This window comes from Streptomyces sp. NBC_00076 (assembly GCF_045041235.1).
Lineage (GTDB): Bacteria > Actinomycetota > Actinomycetes > Streptomycetales > Streptomycetaceae > Streptomyces.
In genome coordinates, this window is the sequence record NZ_CP108242.1 from 282,765 (window position 1) to 301,179 (window position 18,415).

General features: G+C 68.8%; 22 protein-coding genes and 6 pseudogenes. 15 read left to right on the forward strand and 13 right to left on the reverse strand.

Annotation, left to right across the window (positions count from 1 at the left end):
* Nucleotides 1-88: 88 nt before the first annotated feature.
* The 3 genes from OHA64_RS01255 to OHA64_RS01265 form a co-directional block, all read right to left on the reverse strand.
* Entirely contained in the window at nt 89-226 is a 138-nt protein-coding gene (locus OHA64_RS01255) for a DUF6207 family protein (protein WP_405606658.1), read from the reverse strand.
* Between the two features lie 353 nt (nt 227-579).
* Nucleotides 580-1,605 (reverse strand): MBL fold metallo-hydrolase, encoded by a 1,026-nt coding sequence (locus OHA64_RS01260; protein WP_405606660.1) that lies wholly within the window; start codon nt 1,603-1,605, stop codon nt 580-582.
* A 108-nt stretch (nt 1,606-1,713) separates the two neighbouring features.
* Nucleotides 1,714-1,962, reverse strand: coding sequence for an abortive infection family protein (locus OHA64_RS01265; protein ID WP_405606662.1), 249 nt, complete (start codon nt 1,960-1,962; stop codon nt 1,714-1,716).
* Nucleotides 1,963-2,082: 120 nt separating this feature from the next.
* Between OHA64_RS01265 and OHA64_RS01270 the strand changes: the two genes are divergently transcribed.
* From OHA64_RS01270 to OHA64_RS01290, 5 genes and pseudogenes are all read left to right on the forward strand, one after another.
* A complete protein-coding gene (locus OHA64_RS01270; RefSeq protein ID WP_405606664.1) occupies nt 2,083-2,934 on the forward strand; it encodes a carbon-nitrogen hydrolase family protein in 852 nt (283 codons plus the stop codon).
* Nucleotides 2,935-3,060: 126 nt separating this feature from the next.
* Nucleotides 3,061-3,386, forward strand: a pseudogene (locus OHA64_RS01275) (transposase); the annotation flags it as partial.
* 4 nt (nt 3,387-3,390) lie between these two features.
* Nucleotides 3,391-3,930 (forward strand): aminotransferase class III-fold pyridoxal phosphate-dependent enzyme, encoded by a 540-nt coding sequence (locus OHA64_RS01280; protein WP_405606666.1) that lies wholly within the window; start codon nt 3,391-3,393, stop codon nt 3,928-3,930.
* A gap of 29 nt (nt 3,931-3,959) precedes the next feature.
* Nucleotides 3,960-4,775 carry a PhzF family phenazine biosynthesis protein gene (locus tag OHA64_RS01285; RefSeq protein ID WP_405606668.1) on the forward strand — a complete coding sequence of 272 codons (816 nt, stop codon included), beginning with the start codon at nt 3,960-3,962 and terminating at the stop codon, nt 4,773-4,775.
* Nucleotides 4,772-5,110, forward strand: a complete 339-nt coding sequence (locus OHA64_RS01290) for a hypothetical protein (RefSeq protein WP_405606670.1) — start codon at nt 4,772-4,774, stop codon at nt 5,108-5,110. Before OHA64_RS01285 ends, OHA64_RS01290 begins: the two co-directional genes overlap by 4 nt.
* 81 nt (nt 5,111-5,191) lie before the next feature.
* Here OHA64_RS01290 and OHA64_RS01295 read toward each other — a convergent pair whose 3' ends face one another.
* Nucleotides 5,192-6,010, reverse strand: coding sequence for an alpha/beta fold hydrolase (locus OHA64_RS01295; protein ID WP_405606672.1), 819 nt, complete (start codon nt 6,008-6,010; stop codon nt 5,192-5,194).
* A gap of 224 nt (nt 6,011-6,234) precedes the next feature.
* On the opposite strand from OHA64_RS01295, the gene OHA64_RS01300 reads away from it, so the two are divergent.
* Nucleotides 6,235-6,441, forward strand: coding sequence for a hypothetical protein (locus OHA64_RS01300; protein WP_405606674.1), 207 nt, complete (start codon nt 6,235-6,237; stop codon nt 6,439-6,441).
* A gap of 173 nt (nt 6,442-6,614) precedes the next feature.
* On the opposite strand, the gene OHA64_RS01305 is transcribed toward OHA64_RS01300, so the two are convergent.
* A complete protein-coding gene (locus tag OHA64_RS01305; protein ID WP_405606676.1) occupies nt 6,615-7,550 on the reverse strand; it encodes an MBL fold metallo-hydrolase in 936 nt (311 codons plus the stop codon).
* Between the two features lie 152 nt (nt 7,551-7,702).
* On the opposite strand from OHA64_RS01305, the gene OHA64_RS01310 reads away from it, so the two are divergent.
* From OHA64_RS01310 to OHA64_RS01320, 3 genes are all read left to right on the forward strand, one after another.
* On the forward strand, nt 7,703-7,909 hold the full coding sequence (locus tag OHA64_RS01310) for a hypothetical protein (protein ID WP_405606678.1): 207 nt from the start codon (nt 7,703-7,705) through the stop codon (nt 7,907-7,909).
* Complete coding sequence (locus OHA64_RS01315; protein ID WP_405606680.1) at nt 7,896-9,287, forward strand: amidase; 1,392 nt, start codon at nt 7,896-7,898, stop codon at nt 9,285-9,287. The genes OHA64_RS01310 and OHA64_RS01315 overlap by 14 nt, the downstream gene beginning before the upstream one ends.
* A gap of 178 nt (nt 9,288-9,465) precedes the next feature.
* A complete protein-coding gene (locus OHA64_RS01320) occupies nt 9,466-10,026 on the forward strand; it encodes a TetR/AcrR family transcriptional regulator (RefSeq protein ID WP_405606682.1) in 561 nt (186 codons plus the stop codon).
* 228 nt (nt 10,027-10,254) lie between these two features.
* Here the strand turns inward: OHA64_RS01320 and OHA64_RS01325 are convergent.
* Nucleotides 10,255-10,512, reverse strand: a pseudogene (locus tag OHA64_RS01325) (HNH endonuclease); the annotation flags it as partial.
* Nucleotides 10,513-10,744: 232 nt separating this feature from the next.
* On the opposite strand from OHA64_RS01325, the pseudogene OHA64_RS01330 reads away from it, so the two are divergent.
* Nucleotides 10,745-10,984: pseudogene (locus tag OHA64_RS01330) on the forward strand (hypothetical protein); the annotation flags it as partial.
* On the opposite strand, the pseudogene OHA64_RS01335 reads toward OHA64_RS01330, so the two are convergent.
* From OHA64_RS01335 to OHA64_RS01345, 3 genes and pseudogenes are all read right to left on the reverse strand, one after another.
* Nucleotides 10,969-11,213 (reverse strand): annotated as a pseudogene (locus OHA64_RS01335) (hypothetical protein); the annotation flags it as partial. The pseudogenes OHA64_RS01330 and OHA64_RS01335 overlap by 16 nt on opposite strands.
* Before the next feature lie 361 nt (nt 11,214-11,574).
* Complete coding sequence (locus OHA64_RS01340; RefSeq protein ID WP_405606684.1) at nt 11,575-12,123, reverse strand: DUF1062 domain-containing protein; 549 nt, start codon at nt 12,121-12,123, stop codon at nt 11,575-11,577.
* A gap of 211 nt (nt 12,124-12,334) precedes the next feature.
* On the reverse strand, nt 12,335-12,511 hold the full coding sequence (locus tag OHA64_RS01345) for a hypothetical protein (RefSeq protein WP_405606686.1): 177 nt from the start codon (nt 12,509-12,511) through the stop codon (nt 12,335-12,337).
* Between the two features lie 261 nt (nt 12,512-12,772).
* Here OHA64_RS01345 and OHA64_RS01350 point away from each other — a divergent pair, with 261 nt between their 5' ends.
* The gene (locus tag OHA64_RS01350; protein WP_405624436.1) at nt 12,773-13,123 is read left to right on the forward strand and encodes a hypothetical protein; all 351 of its coding nucleotides are present in this window, start codon (nt 12,773-12,775) and stop codon (nt 13,121-13,123) included.
* Nucleotides 13,124-13,811: 688 nt separating this feature from the next.
* Nucleotides 13,812-14,018 carry a hypothetical protein gene (locus OHA64_RS01355; protein WP_405606688.1) on the forward strand — a complete coding sequence of 69 codons (207 nt, stop codon included), beginning with the start codon at nt 13,812-13,814 and terminating at the stop codon, nt 14,016-14,018.
* Here the strand turns inward: OHA64_RS01355 and OHA64_RS01360 are convergent.
* Complete coding sequence (locus OHA64_RS01360; protein WP_405606690.1) at nt 14,015-14,554, reverse strand: transposase; 540 nt, start codon at nt 14,552-14,554, stop codon at nt 14,015-14,017. The genes OHA64_RS01355 and OHA64_RS01360 overlap by 4 nt on opposite strands.
* On the opposite strand from OHA64_RS01360, the gene OHA64_RS01365 reads away from it, so the two are divergent.
* Complete coding sequence (locus OHA64_RS01365; protein ID WP_405606692.1) at nt 14,553-15,362, forward strand: hypothetical protein; 810 nt, start codon at nt 14,553-14,555, stop codon at nt 15,360-15,362. The two genes, OHA64_RS01360 and OHA64_RS01365, sit on opposite strands and share 2 nt — an antisense overlap.
* 73 nt (nt 15,363-15,435) lie before the next feature.
* Complete coding sequence (locus tag OHA64_RS01370; protein ID WP_405606694.1) at nt 15,436-15,942, forward strand: DinB family protein; 507 nt, start codon at nt 15,436-15,438, stop codon at nt 15,940-15,942.
* 12 nt (nt 15,943-15,954) lie between these two features.
* Here OHA64_RS01370 and OHA64_RS01375 read toward each other — a convergent pair.
* Nucleotides 15,955-16,137, reverse strand: a pseudogene (locus OHA64_RS01375) (IS5/IS1182 family transposase); the annotation flags it as partial.
* Nucleotides 16,138-16,464: 327 nt separating this feature from the next.
* Here OHA64_RS01375 and OHA64_RS01380 point away from each other — a divergent pair.
* Nucleotides 16,465-16,632, forward strand: a pseudogene (locus OHA64_RS01380) (Tn3 family transposase); the annotation flags it as partial.
* Between the two features lie 27 nt (nt 16,633-16,659).
* Here OHA64_RS01380 and OHA64_RS01385 read toward each other — a convergent pair.
* Together OHA64_RS01385 and OHA64_RS01390 are read right to left on the reverse strand one after the other, a co-directional pair.
* Nucleotides 16,660-17,436: an SDR family NAD(P)-dependent oxidoreductase gene (locus OHA64_RS01385; RefSeq protein WP_405606696.1), complete on the reverse strand. Its 777-nt coding sequence runs from the start codon at nt 17,434-17,436 to the stop codon at nt 16,660-16,662.
* 159 nt (nt 17,437-17,595) lie between these two features.
* Nucleotides 17,596-18,354, reverse strand: a complete 759-nt coding sequence (locus tag OHA64_RS01390; RefSeq protein WP_405606698.1) for an SDR family NAD(P)-dependent oxidoreductase — start codon at nt 18,352-18,354, stop codon at nt 17,596-17,598.
* Nucleotides 18,355-18,415 lie beyond the last annotated feature (61 nt).

Here is an 18,415-nt window from a genome sequence, read left to right on the forward strand (position 1 = left end):
CGGCATCCGGCCCGCCCCCACGGCATCCGCGCGGACGTCGACGTCCAGGAGGTGCCGCTGTTCGGCGAAGGCGGCGGCCAGTTATAAGTCAGGGCCGGGCCGGGGTCGGCGCCATGGTCGGGCAGACCACGGCGGCCGCGGTGAGCTGCCGGAGCGGGTCCAGGTAGCAGCGCAGCCGTACGCCGGGCCGACCGGCGTCCCGCATCGTCTGCTCCGCTGTGGTCACCCTCGTACGGCCCGAAATGGTGGTGGAGGTGGACGTCGCCAAAGACAGTGCCGGACGCCGGCCGCACCCGGCCCGCTGGTGCCGCGCCCGCCCCGACCTCTCCCCCGGCGACGTCGAACTGTTCGGCAGCCCTGGATGGCCGGATGGCCGCCGCTGCCGTCCGTGCTCAGCGCGCCTTCGGCAACGCGTCCAGGGCGCGGGGGTCCTCGCCCCGGCCGACGACCCGCCACACCGGCTGGTCGGGTCCCACCCCTCGCCGCAGCGACAGTGTGACCGACCTCAACCGACCCACAGGTGGTCTCTGGGCCTCGCCCATGTCGTGTGCCCCGACACAGTGTGTGGCAGAGCGGCAGTCATCGGGGGTGGTGGCGGTCAGCCTGGAGGAGGGCGCCGCCCAGGGGTTCGGCCGCTTCGGCATCGGCGATCCTCCCGCGCAGCATGAGGTCCATCACCGCCATGTACCGCTGCGTCCGCGGTCGGCCCAGTACGAAGGGGTTGAGTCCGTCGGGCCGGTTCCGAAGCTGCTCAGCGCGTTGGAGGCCGTAGTCGTTGGGGTGGTTGGACAGTTCCACGTCCACGTTCGCCTGCCGGATCCGTTCCCGGAAGGAGTGGACGGACGCCAGGTAGATGCGCAGGTCCGTGAGTGCGGTGGGCGGGTTCATGCCGCCCCACAGCATGGCTGTGTGGCGCTCGCGGCCCGCCCGCACCGGGATGATCGGTGAGACGGTACCCGAGGTGTGGCCCGGGGTGCAGTGCAGTTGGATCGTCGTCCCGCCGAGCGTGAGCTGTTGCCCGTCCGCGATCTCCAGGTCCCGGGTGGGGGCATTGTCCGGACGGGTTCGGGCGATGAGGTCCCAGTCGGCCGGCGTCATCAGAACACGTGCTCCGTAGCGGTCGGCGAGGTACTGCGCGCCGCCGAAATGGTCATCGTGGCCATGGGTGACAACGACGTACTTGATCGTCTCCGGATCGGCTCCCAACTCGCGCAACCCGGGTACGAGAATGCTCTCGGCCTCCCCGGGGGAGGTGAGTGCGTCAATCAGTACGATCCCGTCGTCGGTCAACACCGCCATGGCGGAGATCCAACCCGCGCTCAGAAAGGCCAAGTTGTCGAAGATCTTCAGCGGCTTCGGCGCGGGCGGGCTGGGAAAGTCGATGTCAGGGGTCAGAGCCCTCACGAGGGCGAGGAGGACCGGATCGCTCCCGGCCAGCCTGCGGGCCCGGTCGTAGTACTCCTGTGCTTCCGCTCCGACGGCCACGGCTGGTGAGGCGAGAGCTGCCGAGCCGGCAGCGGCAGCCAGTCCGAGGGCGGCTAGTTGGCCGAAGCGACGCCTGGACGGGTGGCCGGCTAAGTCGTCGTGTCCCGGGACATTTGTCATGGTGAGTCTCCTGGTTACGGTTCTGACACGTGAGCCCAATCGCGATCACGATAGCCCGCACGGCGAGCATGCTGTTCGAGTTGTGAGTCGATGTGAGTCGGGGGCCGCTCATGCACTCTGTGCTGCTCTGGGTGCTGGTCTGGGGCGTGCGGCTGTGCGCGCTGGTGGGGTGGGTGGCGACGGCGGTCGCGGTACGTGGCTGCTCGGCGTCGCGCCGAGCTGGTTGCGCAGTTCGGCCAGGCCCTGCACCGTTGTGGTGAGTGTGCGCAGGATCTTGACGACCGTGGCGCTGGCCTCGGCGTGGTCGGCTACGGCGTCGGTGTTCAGGCCCAGCAGCGTCGTGACGCGCTTTAACATGATCCGCCGGGGCCCTGACATGAGTCTCGAAGAGGATCCGGGCGACGGGCTGCTCGACCGCGTGTTCCTCAGCTTGTTGTTTGACCTCCCGGGCTGGTGACGATGGGGTACAACTGCTTTGTGTCAGACGGCATTCGGATAGCAGTCGCGCAGAGCCCGGTCACCTGTGACCCTTTGGCCAACGGGGCGGCGGTCCGTGAGTTGATGGTGGCGGCCCGGGAGGCGGGTGCCCGACTCGTGCACTTCCCAGAGGGTGCGATCTCGGGCTATCCCTCGGGTGCTGAGGCGAAACAGGCACTGGCGGGCTGGTTCATCGACTGGGCGGCGGTACAGAACCAGCTGGAGCTGACCACCAAGGCGGCGGCCGATCTCGGCCTCTGGGTCGTTGTGGGCTCCAGCCACCGTCTGACCCCGCCGAACCGGCCGCACAACAGCATGTACGTGATCTCTGACGGGGGACAGCTGCGCGGCCGCTACGACAAGCGCCGGTGCTCCCACACGGAGATCACCGGCTGGTACTCACCCGGGTTCACACCCTTCACCTTCGACATCGACGGCTTCCGGTTCGGCAGCGCCCTGTGTATAGAGGTCACCTTCCCGGAGCTCTTCATCGAGTACCGCGAGCTGGGAGTGGACTGCGTCCTGCTCTCCTCGTTCTCAGAGGACCCGGTATTCGGCGTGCTGGCCCGTGGACACGCAGCCGCACACACCTACTGGGTCAGCGTGTCCGTCCCGGCGCAGTGCAGTGCCGCGATGCCCGCAGGCGTCATCGGTCCTCACGGATCCTGGCTGGCCCGCTGCCCGGCCGATGGCACGGCTGCCCTGGCCTGCGTGGACCTCGACCGGGCCGACCCGAACCTCGACATCGCGCTGAACAAGGCGCGCCCCTGGCGGGAGTCGGCCCGGGCCGGCCAGATCTATGAGGATCGTCGCGTCGCGGATTCGCGGAGCACGGACCGCACCCGCTTCTGAGTTTGCGGATCTGTTCGGCTCGTGGGCCACGGGGTTGGTCGTTCGCTTGGCCAGGGGTACGGCTTTGCGTGATCATGTGCGTTGTCGAGACGCTGTTGCTCATGTCAAGGCCGCGAGGGTGAGTTGCTGCACGACGCTGTCCGCGTCGAGTCCCTGACCGTGTTGTCTCGGTTCCGGACCGACTTCTACGACTGCTTGACCGCCCGCGCGGACGCGCTCTTCGAGCTGACCGACGCCGTGCTGTGTACGGACGGACCGGTGCGGTCGCTGGTCGACCTGGCCCTGGCGCCGGAGCACCGTCGGGGACACGGCGCCCTCTACGCCGGCCTCAACCGCGGCGGGGTAGATGTCGCACGGCTGCGGCGGGGTCTGGTCGGGTTCCGTTGCCTCGGGCGGCTGATGGCCGGCTGGTCCTGGCGGTGGACGTCTCGCCGTGGCTGCGGCCCGACGCCAGCGATGTTCGGCTTCCAGCACGAGGACGTCGTGCCGGATCTCGTCGTGCTGGGCAAGGCGCTGGGCGGCGGACTGCCGGTCTCGCTGGTCGCCGGGCCTCGGGCGCTGCTCGAGGCCGTCCCGCCACTGCGCCAGACCAGCACATTCTCCGCGAATCCTGTTGACTGCGCCGCAGGCTCGGTGGTCATCGACAGGCTGCTGGGCGAGCAACTGCCGCAGCGTGCCGCCGTGCTGGGCGACGTTCTGGTGAGGGCTGTGGGCGGCCCCGATGTTCCGGAGGTGCGTTTGGAGACGATCGGGCGCGGTCTGATGACCGGGGTCCGGGTCGCAGCAGCTCCTGGCAATGACCGGGGGGCCTTCACCCGGTCCGTGGTCCGCCGGATGCGGGAGTTCGGTGTGCTCGCCTTGCGTGGCGGTGCTGACGGCTCGGTCGTCAAGTGGACCCCACCCCTGACAATCTCGGAAAACGAGCTGCTGCGCTCGGTCTCCGTTCTGGCCGAGGCCCTGACAGCGGAGGCGGACGCAGTACGGAGCAACGGATGATCCACGGGACGGACCGATCGGCCGGACCGATGAATGGTGAAACGTGGTGGGGCCGGGTCTTCGCACGCGGAACGACAGGCGGCAACCACACCGTGGTGGTCCCGCCAGGGCTGCCCGTCGCCAACCTGGCAGCCTCGGCCGAGGTACTGGGCGTGCCGGACACGGCGTTCATCACCTCGGTCGACTCCGGCAGTGTGGTGCTGCGCACCTTCTCGCCTGCCGAGGAGCTCGGGCAGTGTCTGCAGACCTCGTTGGCCGTGCTGACCGCCCTGGACGTGCCGGACCGCACGCCCTGGTGCGTAAGGCACGAGCGCGGCGAGCAGTTGGTGGTCCACCGCGAGGGCCCAATCAGCTGGGCCCGTCACGAGGACACCGGCCCGCCCGAACTGGAGGAAACCGACTGGCCACACTTCGTCCGCGCCGATCCGGCGTCCGCGGCAAGGCCGGTGATCATCCGACAGTCCCGCAGCCGGATCCAGCTGCGCTGCGCGGACGCCGACCAGCTCACGGCCATCCGGATCGACGCGGAAGACGTCCTGGAACTGTGTGCCAGGACGCGGACCAACGGCCTGGTGCTGTCTGCACCCGACAGCGCCGATGAGTGGCGTGTACGGGTCTTCACCACGTCCCTGTCGGGCGCGGAGGACAGCGCGACCGGAGGGGCGGTTTTGGGGGTCGGGGCTCTGGCGGCCCTGGATGGCATCCGCGGCGACATCCGCGTCTGCCAGGGGCCCAAGGACCCGACCCGGCAAGGCCATCTGCTCCTGCGCATCGTGGACGACGGCGCTGTGCTGCTGGGTGGCGAGGTCACGTCCCTGCTCTCCGGAAGGCTGATGCTTCCATGACCCCTGCCGCGCTGTTCACCACGAGGGTCCACCACTGCGTGGACGATCTTCCGCTGGATGCACTTGAACCGCTCTTCACCTATCTGCATCTGCCCACCGGCCCGGACAGCTCCCCCGTCCCGCCCGCCGCCGACCGGATCGAGGACGTCCGCGACCGGCTCCGCGACCCCGCGGCAGCCCGCCACATCCTCGTCCTGGACGGCCTCAATCTCCGCGTCCAGGACGTCGTCCTGAACACCCGGCGCCCGCGAACTCACCGCCAACCCGATTCGCCTGCCTCGGTGGGGCCGCGTCGCCGCAAACCCGGGCGTAGTGCCATGGCTGGTCTTCGATGAGGAGGGGAGAACGGTGGAGCCGGTACGCCGGTATCTGATCGATTTCGTCGCCCGGTACAACCGGCCCGGAAGTGTCCGCGGCTAACCTTCGACCTGCTGCGGTGGTGGCGGTGGCTGCGAGTGGTCGACGAGCAACTTGCCGCCGCAATACGCCAGCACAGTGGTGGCAACCAGATCAGGAACGCGCAGCGGCGGAAGATGATCGACACCGGACATCTGCACGAGCTGGCATCCGGGGATTCGTGCGGCCACCTGCTCGTTGCACTCGATCAGTGGCGGTCGGTCCAGGTCCCCCACCATCACCATGGCCGGCATGTCCAGCTCGTGGAGCCGGTCAAATACGGGTGGGTCCACTCGCTGGTACTCATCCTCGGTGAGCCAGGCCGGAGCTGCGGCCCGCAACTGGGCCACAGCGGACTCATCGGCGCCGGCTGCCGCCCATTCGCGCAGTCCGAACGCCACCAATCCCTCCACGTCACCCGCCCCGACCAGCGCCTCGTACTCCGCCTCGACCTCAGGTTCCTCGGGCCACGGGTAGCCGGTGACGCCTGGACAGAGCAGCACGAGGGCGGTCACCCTTTCCGGGGCGGTCAGCGCGAAGCTCATCGCCGTACCACCACCCATACTGCATCCAACCAGTGGCACCGAGCGCAGCCCGAAGTGATCAAGCACAGCCACCAGGTCATCGCGGAGCGAGTAGGGCACCGTCGGCTTTGGGGAACGCCCATAGCCCCGTACGTCGTAGCGGATCACCCGGTGATGTTCGGCCAGCTTCGGTAGAACCCGGTCCCAAATTCGTGAATCCCCGACGCCCGGGTGCAGGAGCATCACCGGTGGGTCATCCCCTCCGGTGTCATCCGCCCATACCTCGCCGCCACTGACTGGCACGTTGAGTTCCATGGCCGTGAGCCTGTCGCCAGAACAGGCTTACCGCCAAGTGGTTTCCGGGTGCAATGGTGCTCCCACCAGCAGCCTTCACCGCTTACTGCCTCCCAAATCGTTGGTCCGGAAACGTGCAAGCGGCCTCACCGAAATCTTTGCCCGCGCACTTCACGACCGGGGCCGCGAGGTCGAAGTCGAGCACCTCCACGTCCACTTGCCGCGCGTCCTCAAAAAGCCCGCCAATGGCACCGCCCACCCCGACCCCACGCAGGAGGCCACCCGATGAAGCGCCGTTTCTTTCGACGCTGCGGCCACGCGCCGGCGCCCGCAGCCCCGAGGACCAGGCCGCCGTCGACCAGTTCCGCGCACTGCTCGCCGCCCTGCGCGACCCGGACCCCTGGCCCCCGGCCCATGCCAGGACCTCGCCGTCCGGGTCGGCCCCTTCGTAGAGCGCGCTCCCCCGCGCCCGGGCGACGACCACGGACCCGACATCATCGCCGTCGCCCTGCAACACCCCCGCGGCTCGCACACGCCCTACGGCGAGCACCACCGGAAACTGGGCTGGCTGCGCTGCGAGACGGACAAGAACCTTGAGACGGCAGATGCGACGCTGGCCCTCCGTTCATCCACGGACCGTTGCGCCCCCGGGTGCGGTCGGCGCCAGCTGGTACGCATTGCCCTCGCGCCGCACGTGTCCGGCGGTCGGTGGCGGGAAGTGGCTGCCGAGCAGCAGGGTCGAGGTGCCGGCCAGCGAGTCGAGCATCCGGTGCCGGGTCCTGGCGGCGAGTTCGGGTGCGATGTCCACGCAGCTACAGAGCTCCGGATGCCCCATCTGGACCGGGTGGTGGATGCTGTCGCCGCTGATGAGCGCGCTCTCACCCTGGCTGCTCAGCTCCACCGTCACTTGGCCCGGAGTATGGCCGGGGCTGGGCAGCAGGCGGATGCCCGGCGCGATGTCCGTGCCCACGTCCGCCACGTCGACGAGCTCGAAGAGACCCGCGTCCCGGACGGGGTGCACCGAGTCCTGGAACATCTGTTGCCGCGCCTCCTCCATTTCGACACCGGCCCAGTAGTTCCATTCGGTATGCGAGGTGAGGTAGCGCGCGTTGGGGAAGGTGGGGACCCAACTGCCGCCTTCGAAGCGCGTGTTCCAGCCCACGTGGTCGGTGTGCAGGTGGGTCAGGATGACGATGTCCACGGTCTCCGGTGCGAAGCCTGCCGCCGTCAGCCGCGCATCGTAGTCGCTGTTCAGGTTGTGCCAGGCGGGATTGGTGCGCCGCTTTCCGTTTCCGATGCCGGTGTCGACCAGTATCCGCAGCCCGTCCACCTCGACCGCGAAGCTGTGGCTTGCCAGCCGGAGGACTCCCCCTTCGTCGGCGAAGTCGGGGCGCAGCCAAGGGGTCCGGGTGACGACATCCGCAGTCGCCCCGGGCAGCAGCCACGGGCCGGTCTCGGCGGGAAGGGCTGTTTCGTCGATGCGTCGCACAGTGTGATCGCCCACGGACCATGAGGGGGCCTGCGCGGCGGCGGGGGCACTGGGCTGTGAGGTCGAGGACATGCTGATCTTCCCTTACGTCCACTAAAGGCAACTGGTTTGCTTTAAGTAACCGTAGGCCCTACCGTCACTTAAGGCAAACGATTCGCTTTTAGATGCCGCGGGCCGTGGACAGTTCCCGGACCGATGCACCGCACAGAGCTGGAAGGACTCTCATGACCAGCGAACTCACTCCCCAGCAGGCAGCACAAGGCGCACTGCGCGCGGGACTCACCCTCGGGGACGACCGTCACGAAGGGGTGGCTGCGACCGCCAACCACATCCACTCCGTCATCACCACGCTGCGGGAACTCGACTTCGCCGACACGCCCCCCGCGGTCTCGTACCGGGCCGGACAGGAGAACGTCGATGCAACCCTTTGAACTGTCCCTCGCCGAGGCGGCCCACGCGGTACGCGCTCGGGAACTGTCCCCGGTCGAGCTCACCGAATCCGTACTGGCCCGCATCGGCGCGGTCGACGGACGGCTCCGTGCCTACGTCACGGTCGCGGCGGACGCCGCTCTGGCCGCGGCGGTTCGCGCCGAGCGGGAAATCTCCGAAACTGGACCGCGCAGCCCGCTGCACGGGATCCCCATGGGCCTCAAGGACCTGATCGACGCCACGGGCCTGCCCACCACGGCGAGCTCGGACGTCCGGGCCGGGCACATCGCGGACCACGACAGCGAGGTGGCCGCACGCCTGAAGGCTGCCGGGGCCGTTCTCCTGGGCAAGACGCACACCCATGAATTCGCCTACGGCCTGACCACCCCGCAGACCAGCAACGCCTGGGACCAGAGCCGCGTCGCCGGAGGGTCGAGCGGCGGCTCGGCGGTGGCGGTCGCCGCGGGCGAGGCGACGTTCGCCCTGGGCACCGACACGGGAGGTTCCATCCGGGTCCCCGCCGCACTCAACGGCGTGGTGGGCCTCAAGCCGACCTACGGTCTCGTCCCCCGTTCCGGTGTGACCTCGCTGTCCTGGTCCCTGGACCATGTCGGCCCCATCACCCGCAGCGTGTGGGACGCGGCTCTGGTGCTGGCCGCGACAGCCGGGTACGACCCCCGCGACCCGGCGAGTGTGTCCGGCCCCCCGGTGGACTTCACCGGCGGCGGAGATCTCAAGGGGCTCACGGTCGGCATTCCCCGCAATCACTACTTCGACAGGGTCTCGTCCGAAGTCGAGGGGGCCGTGCGCCGGGCGATCGAGCGGCTGGCGGAGCTCGGTGCGAAGCTCGTCGACGTAGAGATCCCGATGGCGCGCTATGTCCAGGCCACCCAGTGGGGGCTGATGGTTCCCGAGGCCACGGCCTACCACGAGCGGTCATTGCGGGCCGTCCCCGACCTGTACAGCCCGGACGTACGCATCCTGCTCGAGGCCGGCGAACTCACATCGGCCGGCGACTACCTGCGCGCTCAGCGGGCCCGCACCATGATGCGCGACGACTGGGCCCGCATGTTCGACGGGATCGACGTCCTCGCCGCCCCGACAGTGCCGATGACGGCCGCGAAGTCCGGCCAGGACACGGTCGAATGGGCCGATGGCACCGTGGAAGCGGTGTCCGACAGCTATGTCCGCCTCTCCGCCCCGGCCAACATCACCGGCTTTCCGGCCCTCACTCTGCCGGTCGGACACGATCACGCCGGACTGCCGATCGGTATGCAGCTGATGGCGCGCCCCTTCCGGGACGCGACGGTGCTGCGCGTTGGGCGGGTGTACGAGGAGGCGGCCACCGACGTGGGGCGCATCGCCCCGGTGGCGGCCTGATGACCGGCGGAAGTCCCGGGTGGCTCGTGCTCGCCCCGGGACACCCGAAAGACGTTCTCGGCCCGTCGGCTTCAGATGGTGCAGTGCCCAGCGCGGTGGCGGCGCCACCCCGGGCACCTGTCGCGGAGAACGGGACGGGGGCTGCTAGAAGCAACTTATTCGCATTAAGGTGGAACGCATGAGCCCCAAGCCCATGACGCGCCCCGGCGGTCGCAGCGCCCGTGTGCAGGAGTCCGTTCATGCCGCGGTCCGGGAACTTGTCGGCGAGAGGGGCCGCGAAGCGCTGACCGTTCCCCTGGTGGCGGCCCGGGCCGGCGTGACACCTTCCACGATCTACCGCCGCTGGGGCGACCTGCAGGAACTCCTGTCCGACGTCGCAGTCGAACGGCTGCGCCCGGAGGCTGACCCCGTCGATCTCGGCAGCCTGCGGGCCGATCTCGACGCATGGGCGGAGCAGTTCCTCGACGAGATGGCCTCTCCACCCGGGCGTGCGTACATCAGGGATGCGCTCCTCGGTGATCCGGACGGCACCAATGCCGGCCAGTGCTCCGCCTACGCCGCGGAGCAGATCGACGCCATCCTGAGCCGTGCGACGCGGCGCGGAGAGGCAGTGCCCGAGACGGAACGGGTGATCGACCGGGTCGTGGCGCCGATGATGTACCGCATTCTCTTCCGCCCCGGTCGACTGGATGCCGCGTACGCGCGCGAACTCGTGACGAACGCCCTCGACCGGCCCTGACAGCGAAACCCACACCGGAGCGAGCGTGCGGGGCCGACCGGGGACAGGGCGAGACCCGCTGCGTGCGCGGCCCCTCACCGGCCGCGCAGCATCTCCAGTCGACGCGCACGGGGACATAAGGGTCCCGGGGCGCCGCCACGCTCCCCAAGCCCACCGAGCTTCTGAGATGAACGCGTTTCTGTGACGCGAAGCGCCCCCGCGGCCCAAGGCGGCAGGGGCGCGGTGGAGCTATGAGGCCGGTTCGTACGTCACTGTCTGGCCGGGGCAGCCGATGGCCACATGCCGCAGGGCATCCAGCTCGGCTTCGTCGGAGGCCAGGCCCCAGCGGAGCTTTGTGCCCACCCACTCGGCCACATACCGGCAGTGCACGTCGGCGGCGGGCGGCAGCCACTCGGCCGGGTCCTGGCCAGCCTTGCTCCGGTTCGAGCGAGCGGTGACCGCGACCAGCGACTGCTCGGCGCCCTGGTCGTTGGCGTGCTGCTCGCGGCACAGACGCCCGCAGCCCCCCGTCAGCGCCTGCTGGGGATCAGCCCATCGGCCGCCGAGCGATGGGCGGCCGGGTCCGTTGGAACGGCCTACGCGGCCGAGGTGGCCCGCCGATCCTGAGAATTCACGTGACGAAAGTTGGCATCACGGCTGGGAGACCCTCGCCGCCCTCATCGCCACCACCAAGGCGACCACGCGGTGACCGGCCGCTCCCGTACGCGCCTCGCTCGGCATCGCCCAGCTCGCCCTCCACCAGATCGAGGACGACCTGAAAGCCGACGACGTCGACCGCCAGGAGCTCACCGCGATCCTGCGCGAGCTCCAGGAGGACATCGACGTGCCCGGCGCCCTCTTCCCCGCCCTCGCGCAGCTGGTGAGCACCGCCGCCCGCCGGGCGGAACAGATCGAACCCGACCGCGACGGCGACGCCTCCTGCCACCTGCACGAGGCCGCCGCCCTCATCACCGAGTCGCCGTGGACGGTGGTCAGCTGCAGGACGGTGTCGCCGGTCTTGCTGGTGGTGGCGGCGATGTCGCCGGAGGCGGACTCGACGGTGCGGGTGAGGGCTCCGCTGGTCGTGTCCTCGACGATCCAGCGGGGTTGTCGCAGTGGTTGAGCTTGGACGCCGTCTGGGTCCAGGTGCTGCCGCTGCCGGTTTCGACCTTCCAGGAGCGGAAGCGCAGGGCGGCGTCGAGCTGCCACACCCCAACGCCCAGGACAGCCGCCCCTGCACCGTCGCCGACATGCTCGGACGTCAGTCGAGCATGGGGTGGCGCCGAGAGCATGAGATGGGAAGCCCATGCCTGCCCCATTACTAAAACCGCCGAGCCGATGGATCACTGTGGGCGGGCGTTGATGGCGAGGGTGGCGAGGTGGATCACCTGGTGTCCGTAGCGGTGCGGGCTCGGTCGGTGAGGGCTTCGATCGCGAGGGGCTTGCCGTCGCCCGCGTCGAGGGCGAGTTGCCGGGTGGCCCGGTTGGCGGGGCCAGGGGCCTGTCCGGCGGATCATGCCAGACAGGCCCCTGGCCCCTGGCCCCTGGCCCCTGGCCCCTGGGGAAGGCTCAGCGCTTGAGCGTGAAGGTGAAGTCGCCGGAGAGCTTGCCGCTCAGCCGGACTGCCGAAACGAGTTTCCCCTCCGTGATCAGTCTCTCGACCTCGGCCCGCGAAAGACCGCAACCTTCAGCGATCAATCGCACCGGCCGGACAGGGATCCGCGCCGCAAAGCGGACCGAGACGTCGATCGCCTCGCGGTCCAGGTGATCCGATCCGCCGGTGCCGAGGCGCCAGGCGTTGTCCCAGTCGAGGGCGATGCGGTTACGGCGCTGCACGACCGGATCCTGGAGCAACTTGGCTGTCAGGCCAAGGTCGTTGGCATGCAGGCGGTCCAGCAGCTCAGGCCGTATGGAGCGCACATTCACCCGCTCCAGGACCGTGAGCTTTGCAGTCTCCCCGCAAGAGGTGCAGAGCACGAGGAGCCAGGCGTCAATGAGCTTGTGGTTTGCGTTGACACGAAACTTGCCGTTTGCCCGGAAGCGCTCAGACGCGCATGCGTGGCAACGGCGGACGACGAGAGGCAGGCAGGTGGGCATGACAACCCAGTTGTTGAGCACAGAAGTACACCGGTTTCGGTGAGAAGACCGCAGCAGAAAGGAGCGCGGCGCACATGTGCGACGCGCGACGAATCAGCACTCGGGAGGTCTCACAGGGTGTACAACGGCACGTCCTTGCCTAGACGCCTGGTTCGGCAGCACGGTAATGGCGCACAGCGGCGCTGCTCCACTGGTTTTTCGAGCACCTCACCGCCAGGTTCTGGCCGTCGGATCATGGGCGGAGCCAGAGTCGGATCGAGGCAATGGTGACGGTGCCGTGGAAGACGTAGGCGCGCTTGTCGTACCTCGTCGCGCCGGCCCGAAAGTTCTTGAGGGCGTTGATCGTCCGCTCAACTTCGTTCCTCCGTTTGTGGATCGTCTTGTCGAAGCCGACGCGGATGCGTTCCATGACCGGGATGAGCTGTGGGGCATCGCCCCACTACTGGCCCAGAGTGATCAGCAGGGCCAGGGGGCGGCGTCCACCCTCACCGGCCAGATGAATCTTGCAGGTCAGACCACCCCGGGAGCGTCCTAGGGCCTGTGTGATGTTCTGATCAATCTTTGCCGATCCGGATCCGTCTGGAAGGTGGGTCCGGTAGGAAGACGGTCGTGACGCGCAGGCAACTGACCGACGAGCAATGGAAGTTGATCGAGCCGTTCCTGCCGATAGGTGAGTACGGCCCCTACCCCGAGCGGCGGCGGCCACCAGCTCGCCGCCGCGCTCCGTCTGGCCGACGGCCAACGGGCCTTCGTCAAGGCGGCCCCCGACGACGACCCGCTGACCGCCGCCAATAGCCACGAGGCCGCTGTCCTCGGCTCGCTGCCGCCCGGCGCCCCGGCACCGGGCCTGCTGGGCCTCCACAGCGCCGCCGACTGGACCGCCGTCGTCATCGCCCATCTGGACGGCCCCGACCCCGATCTCTTCCCGCTTCGGGTGACGCCGAACAGACCTGGGCGCTGCTGGACAAGCTCACCTCCAGCCCCGCCCCGGCCCCCTGGGGGCACCGACGGAACTCGCTGATCAGCCCCTGCGCCCAAGAAGAGGAGATCGTTTCCCGCGCTGCACCCCCACGTTTCCCACACTCCTGATCAGCGGCACGCAAGACGCCCAGCCACATCAGCAAGCTCCGACTCCGTCCCTACGGCCCGCGCGGCACCCGACCAGGGCGGGCACATCCTTCGCGAGCACAGCATCCAAGGGACCGTGTCTTCCTCAAGGGCGGCGAGGAAGTGAAGCGGGAGCCATTCCGCACGCCCTGCACGCCGCGCAACGAGATCGCGTGCGAGTGACAACGGCCAGCCATCAGAGAGGTCAGGCCATCCGTTTCCGGATACCGAGCCTGTTCTCGTACATGACTCTCAGCGCTGGCCCGCGACACCTGCCAGCAGTGTTCGGGCCTCCGCCATCGCCAGCCGCGACAACGGCACACCCGCGGCCACCGCCTTCCTCGCCATCCTCGGCATCCTGGTCGAGGGCACGGAGTGAGGGGAGGCCACCGCCCCGACTCCCCGGGCCGGCGACCTCGAAGTGCATTCAGCGGGAGCCGCGAGAGCGGCGACGCCTTGGGCGCGCTCTCCGGAATCCGCACACAAGCCGACCGGTCGGGCCTGCCCGCAGATCAACGGGCCGCAGCGGACAGGGCTGCCGCTACCTGGAGAACAACGCCCCCTTCGTCCGCTACGACGAGGCCCTCGACGCCGGAAGGCCCATGGCCAGCGGCATCGTCGAAGGAGCAGCACGTCATCTGGTGGCCGACCGTCTCGATATCACCGGCAGTCGGTGGAGCGTCCCCGGCGCCGAAGCCGTCCTGACCCTCCGGGCTCTCATCACCAACGGCGACTTCCCGCAGTACCGGACGTTCCACACCCACGAAGAACACGAACGCCTCTACCCCCGGCCCGACCAGCACAACTAGGAACTCCTGGCCTGACCGGCGCCCGCCCACAGACATAAATAGGTGTCACGCCGATGGCAGCCTTCCCGACATCCAGCCGGGCGTGTTGATGGACGGCTACGACATCGGGCGGTGGCTCCAGCGGCAGTTCCAGCGGGGTACTTGGGCGCAGCTGTCGACCGAGCAGCAGGAGCGGCTGTCCAAGCTGGGCGTGAAGCCCGTCCAGGCGCCGCCTCCGGCGCCGGCGGCCACGCGTGCGACGAAGGGGGCACGAGCAAGGCACAGATCCCGGTCCGGATCTTGTAGACCATCCCGTTGATGACCCGGCGGTCCTCCACCCGTGGTCGACCTGTCGAGGCCCGCGGTATGAGCGGAGCGAGTAACTCCCACTCCTGATCGGTGAGTTCATGACGGCGTACCACTCCACCGTGATCCACCCTCAGCAATCTTTGAAGACGGACCCTAGTTCGCACGGCTGTGCGCAACTTCGTAAGATCTCCGCGCGAGGCGGTGCCGCAATGGCCGAGTGCTCGCCCAAGAACTTCGGAGAATCCCATGCGCCGTCCTCTCGTGCTCACCGCTGCCGCCGCACTGTTGTGCGCCGGCTGCTCCACGGCCGACGCCGGAAGCCGTGACAGGCCCGCGGCCGCGTCACCGTCTTCCACATCGTCGTCAGGCCCCCGGTCCGCCGTACAAGCGGCCGTCGCGGCTCTCCGCGAGGACAGCGCCGGGTTCCGCCAGAAGATCGAACTGGAGGGTGAGGGCCAGGTGTACGGCCTCACCGTCACCGGCGGCTTCGACTTCGCCGCGGACAGGGGTCACCTGGCGGTCGACCTCCCCGGCGGCGCCATCGACCACAGCGACCAGGTCTTCGCGGACGGCAAGATTTACGTCAGCGGCGTCCAGGGGATCGGCGAGGATGCCTGGGGGGTTGTGCCCCGGGACAAGGCGCAGGCGCACTACCTGCTGCGGGCCCCGCTCAACGACCCCGAGCACGTCCTGCAGCAGATCGCCGCCATGCGCAAGATCTCCCGGGAGCGCGAGGAGAACATCCAGGGGGTGCGTGCAGTGCGCTACCGCGGCATCCTCGACCACCGGACCGTCACCCTGCGCATGACCCCGGATACCCGCACGAAGACGGACCAAGCCCGCGATGCCCTGGGCAGCGACCTCCCGGTCTTCGCGGACGCGTGGGTCGACGGCCGGGGGCGCCTGGTGCAGATCCGCATGAGCGTCAACATGTCCGGTGCGCGGGTGACGCTGACCATGGCCCTGTCGGACATCGGTGAGCCGGTCCGCGTGACGGTTCCGCGGGCCGCGGACACGGTCCCCGCCACCGAGGTCAGCGGCATTCTGAACGGCTGAGCCGGACGGCAGCCGGACAGCCCGGCGTTAAATGCCTCGACATCGGTCGCGGTGATCGGGGACGCTTCGCGCGATGACCAGAATCGACGACACGCCGCCCGCGTGGGACGAGCGCACCCAGCTCACCACGTTTCTCGACTACGCACGTGACACCGCCCGCGCCAAGTGCGATGGCGTCTCTGCGGAGAACGCCCACAAGGCGCTCCTGCCGGGCTCACCGCTGATGACCATGAGCGGAGTGATCAACCACCTCCGTTGGGTCGAGTACTACTGGTTCCAGGTGGTCTTCCTCGGCGAGGAAGACCGGGGCCCCTGGACCGAGGAGGACCCCGACCGCGAGATGCGTATCGCCGTAGGCTTCCCGCTCACGCAGTTGCTCGACGAATACGCCGAACAGAGCGCCCACTACCGCGAACTGGTCGCCGGGAACGGCCTGGACAAGCAGGCCCAGCGAGCCGTCCGCGACGGTCTCCATGTCGACCTGCGCTGGATTCTCCTTCACCTCATCGAGGAGACGGCCCGCCACAACGGCCACCTGGACATCCTGCGCGAGATGCTCGACGGTACGACCGGCGACTAGACCCGGCGGAGATCACGGGCGCCAGAGTCGGATCGAGGCGACGGTGACGGTGCCGTGGAAGATGGAGCCGCGCTTGTCGAACCTCGTGGCCACGGCCCGGGAGTTCTTCAAGGCGTTGATCGTTCGCTCGACTTCCGTCCTTCGCTTGTAGATCGTCTTGTCGAAACCTGCGGGTCGGCCGCCTTCGCTGCCCCGCGTTGGGGGCCCGACAGCGGGTGTCAGGCGGACCGGCTGACATCGTCGAAGTCGGTGGAGGCCGACAGTTCGGCCCATGCCAGCATGTGCCTCGAAAGTGTCGCGTCCGGCCTGGACGAGCTGAAGCGCGTCGGTGCAGAGCAGCAGGCGCGTCGGCGGCTGATCGGCCGCCACGATTCGCAGCACCGCGGCCGCGGCATTGTCCGGGTCGCCCGGCTGGTGTCCGCTGCCGTGGATGCGCCGGGCGCGCAGCGGCTCGCACAGCTCGTCGTAGTCGGCGATCACACGGGGTGCGCGGATCATCGAGCGACCGGCCCAGTCGGTCCGTCGTCCGAGGTCGCGGCGATGGTCGAGGGCCTGCTGCGGCACTGCACGGACGCCGGGATCGAGTCCAACTACGTCGACACGCACGGCGCCAGCGTGGTCGGGTTCGCCTTCACCGAGCTGCTCAACTTCCGCCTGCTGCCGCGGCTGAAGAACATCGGCAGCATCCGTTTTAGATACACATTGCCTGGTGCGGCGCTATACCGCGGTGAAGCCGCCGTCAGCGGCGACCACGGCTCCTGTGATGAAGCTGGAGCGTGGTGAAGCCAGGAAGCACAGGACCTCGGCGATCTCTTCGGGCTGCGCGACTCGGCCCAGGGGCTGTGCCTCGGCGAAGGACGCCAGGTATGAGCGGCTGTCGGGGCGGATCGTGTCGAGGAAATCGGTCTCGATGACGCCTGCGGCAACGAGATTGGCGCGGATGCCCAGTGGCCCGCCCTCGACGGCGAACACCTTGGTCAGTTGGGCCAGAGCGCCCTTCGACGCACTGTAGGCGACGCCTTCGGGCAGGGCGACGGTGCCGGCATAGGACCCGGTACTGACGATGGCACCGCCGCCGCGGCTCTTCATGACCCGGAATGCTTCGCGGGCGCAGAAGAACGAGCCGCGGGCGTTGACCGCCATCACAGCGTCCCAGTCCTCGGCGGTGGTTTGGGTAATGGGCTTGTTCAAGGTGCGTCCGGCGTTGTTCACAAGGATGTCCAGTCCTCCGAAGGTACCCAAGGCCGATTGCACCGCGCGGGCGGCCGTCTCTTCTCGCGTGATGTCGCCGCGCACCGCGAGTACGCCGGGAAACTCGTCCGGCAGAGTCGTGATGTCAGGGCGTAGGTCGACGGCGACGACGCGGGCGCCGCGGGCGTGGAGAAGCGCCACGGTCTCCTTGCCCACGCCGCGCGCGGCCCCGGTGACGAGGGCGGTCTTCCCGGCGAACTCGGTGGATTCGGATGCTTCGGCGGACGCGGTTGCAGGTGTCATGGTGTGGTCCCTGGAGAAGGTGAGTGTGCGGGCAGGCGCCGGTGCGGGCTGCCTGAAGCTCGGCAGTGCGTGAACGGGTCAGGTGGGCCAAGCCGTTGAGGCGCTCACGGGTTGCGGCGTTCGAGGCAGTCCGTCGTGGTCGTCGCGCGGCTGGGCTGTTCAGTGCGCGGTGAGGCCGCCGTCGACCACCAGCTCCGAGCCGGTGACGAACGAGGAGTCGTCGCAGGCAAGGAAGAGGATCGCGGGTGCGACCTCGTCGGCGTGGCCGGCCCGGCGCATGGGGGTACGTTGGATGTCCGGCTGCTGGTCACCCTGGTCGTCCAGGAGGTCCTGGATCATCGGTGTGGCGATCACCCCGGGATGCACCGAGTTGACCCGTACTCCTTGCCGGGCGTACTCGACCGCGGCGGTCTTGCTCAGCAGGCGTACGGCCCCCTTGGACGCTTGGTAGGCCGCGGCCGCGCCGCTTCCCACCAGGCCGAGTACGGACGAGGTATTGATCACCGACGCGTCGCCGCTTGCGCGCAGGAGCGGCATCGCCGCCTTCATGCCGAGCCAGGTGCCCTTCTGGTTCACGTTGATGACGCGGTCCCACACCTCTTCCCGCGTGTCCTCGATACCAGGCCAGTCCAGGATGCCGGCGAGGTTCACGAGCACGTCCAGCGTGGCAAACCGGTCGCGCACTAGGGTGACCACGTCGTCCCACTCGCGCGCGGAAGAGACATCGAGGCGGGCGGCGACGACCTCCGCGCCCCGTGCCTCCAGCCGCTCGGCCAGACCTCGCAGCGGACCTTCGGCGACATCGGTGATCACCAGCCGGGCGCCTTCGCGGGCGAAGAGCTCGGCGGTCGCTGTGCCGAGGCCGCCGGTCGCGCCCGTGATCAGCGCGACCTTGCCGTCAAGTCGTTGTCCTGTCATGGATACGGTCCTTGCTTCTCGTTGATGCTGGCTGACTGCTGTGTGGGGACTCATGGATCCG

Bases quoted from the DNA above. Each gene is read 5' to 3' on its own strand.
- OHA64_RS01260 (WP_405606660.1), bottom strand. From the start codon at position 1,605: ATGACAAATGTCCCGGGACACGACGACTTAGCCGGCCACCCGTCCAGG.
- OHA64_RS01265 (WP_405606662.1), bottom strand. From the start codon at position 1,962: ATGTTAAAGCGCGTCACGACGCTGCTGGGCCTGAACACCGACGCCGTA.
- OHA64_RS01280 (WP_405606666.1), top strand. From the start codon at position 3,391: ATGTTCGGCTTCCAGCACGAGGACGTCGTGCCGGATCTCGTCGTGCTG.
- OHA64_RS01285 (WP_405606668.1), top strand. From the start codon at position 3,960: ATGAATGGTGAAACGTGGTGGGGCCGGGTCTTCGCACGCGGAACGACA.
- OHA64_RS01290 (WP_405606670.1), top strand. From the start codon at position 4,772: ATGACCCCTGCCGCGCTGTTCACCACGAGGGTCCACCACTGCGTGGAC.
- OHA64_RS01295 (WP_405606672.1), bottom strand. From the start codon at position 6,010: ATGGAACTCAACGTGCCAGTCAGTGGCGGCGAGGTATGGGCGGATGAC.
- OHA64_RS01300 (WP_405606674.1), top strand. From the start codon at position 6,235: ATGGCACCGCCCACCCCGACCCCACGCAGGAGGCCACCCGATGAAGCG.
- OHA64_RS01305 (WP_405606676.1), bottom strand. From the start codon at position 7,550: ATGTCCTCGACCTCACAGCCCAGTGCCCCCGCCGCCGCGCAGGCCCCC.
- OHA64_RS01310 (WP_405606678.1), top strand. From the start codon at position 7,703: ATGACCAGCGAACTCACTCCCCAGCAGGCAGCACAAGGCGCACTGCGC.
- OHA64_RS01315 (WP_405606680.1), top strand. From the start codon at position 7,896: ATGCAACCCTTTGAACTGTCCCTCGCCGAGGCGGCCCACGCGGTACGC.
- OHA64_RS01320 (WP_405606682.1), top strand. From the start codon at position 9,466: ATGAGCCCCAAGCCCATGACGCGCCCCGGCGGTCGCAGCGCCCGTGTG.
- OHA64_RS01345 (WP_405606686.1), bottom strand. From the start codon at position 12,511: ATGGAACGCATCCGCGTCGGCTTCGACAAGACGATCCACAAACGGAGG.
- OHA64_RS01355 (WP_405606688.1), top strand. From the start codon at position 13,812: ATGGCCAGCGGCATCGTCGAAGGAGCAGCACGTCATCTGGTGGCCGAC.
- OHA64_RS01365 (WP_405606692.1), top strand. From the start codon at position 14,553: ATGCGCCGTCCTCTCGTGCTCACCGCTGCCGCCGCACTGTTGTGCGCC.
- OHA64_RS01360 (WP_405606690.1), bottom strand. From the start codon at position 14,554: ATGGGATTCTCCGAAGTTCTTGGGCGAGCACTCGGCCATTGCGGCACC.
- OHA64_RS01370 (WP_405606694.1), top strand. From the start codon at position 15,436: ATGACCAGAATCGACGACACGCCGCCCGCGTGGGACGAGCGCACCCAG.
- OHA64_RS01385 (WP_405606696.1), bottom strand. From the start codon at position 17,436: ATGACACCTGCAACCGCGTCCGCCGAAGCATCCGAATCCACCGAGTTC.
- OHA64_RS01390 (WP_405606698.1), bottom strand. From the start codon at position 18,354: ATGACAGGACAACGACTTGACGGCAAGGTCGCGCTGATCACGGGCGCG.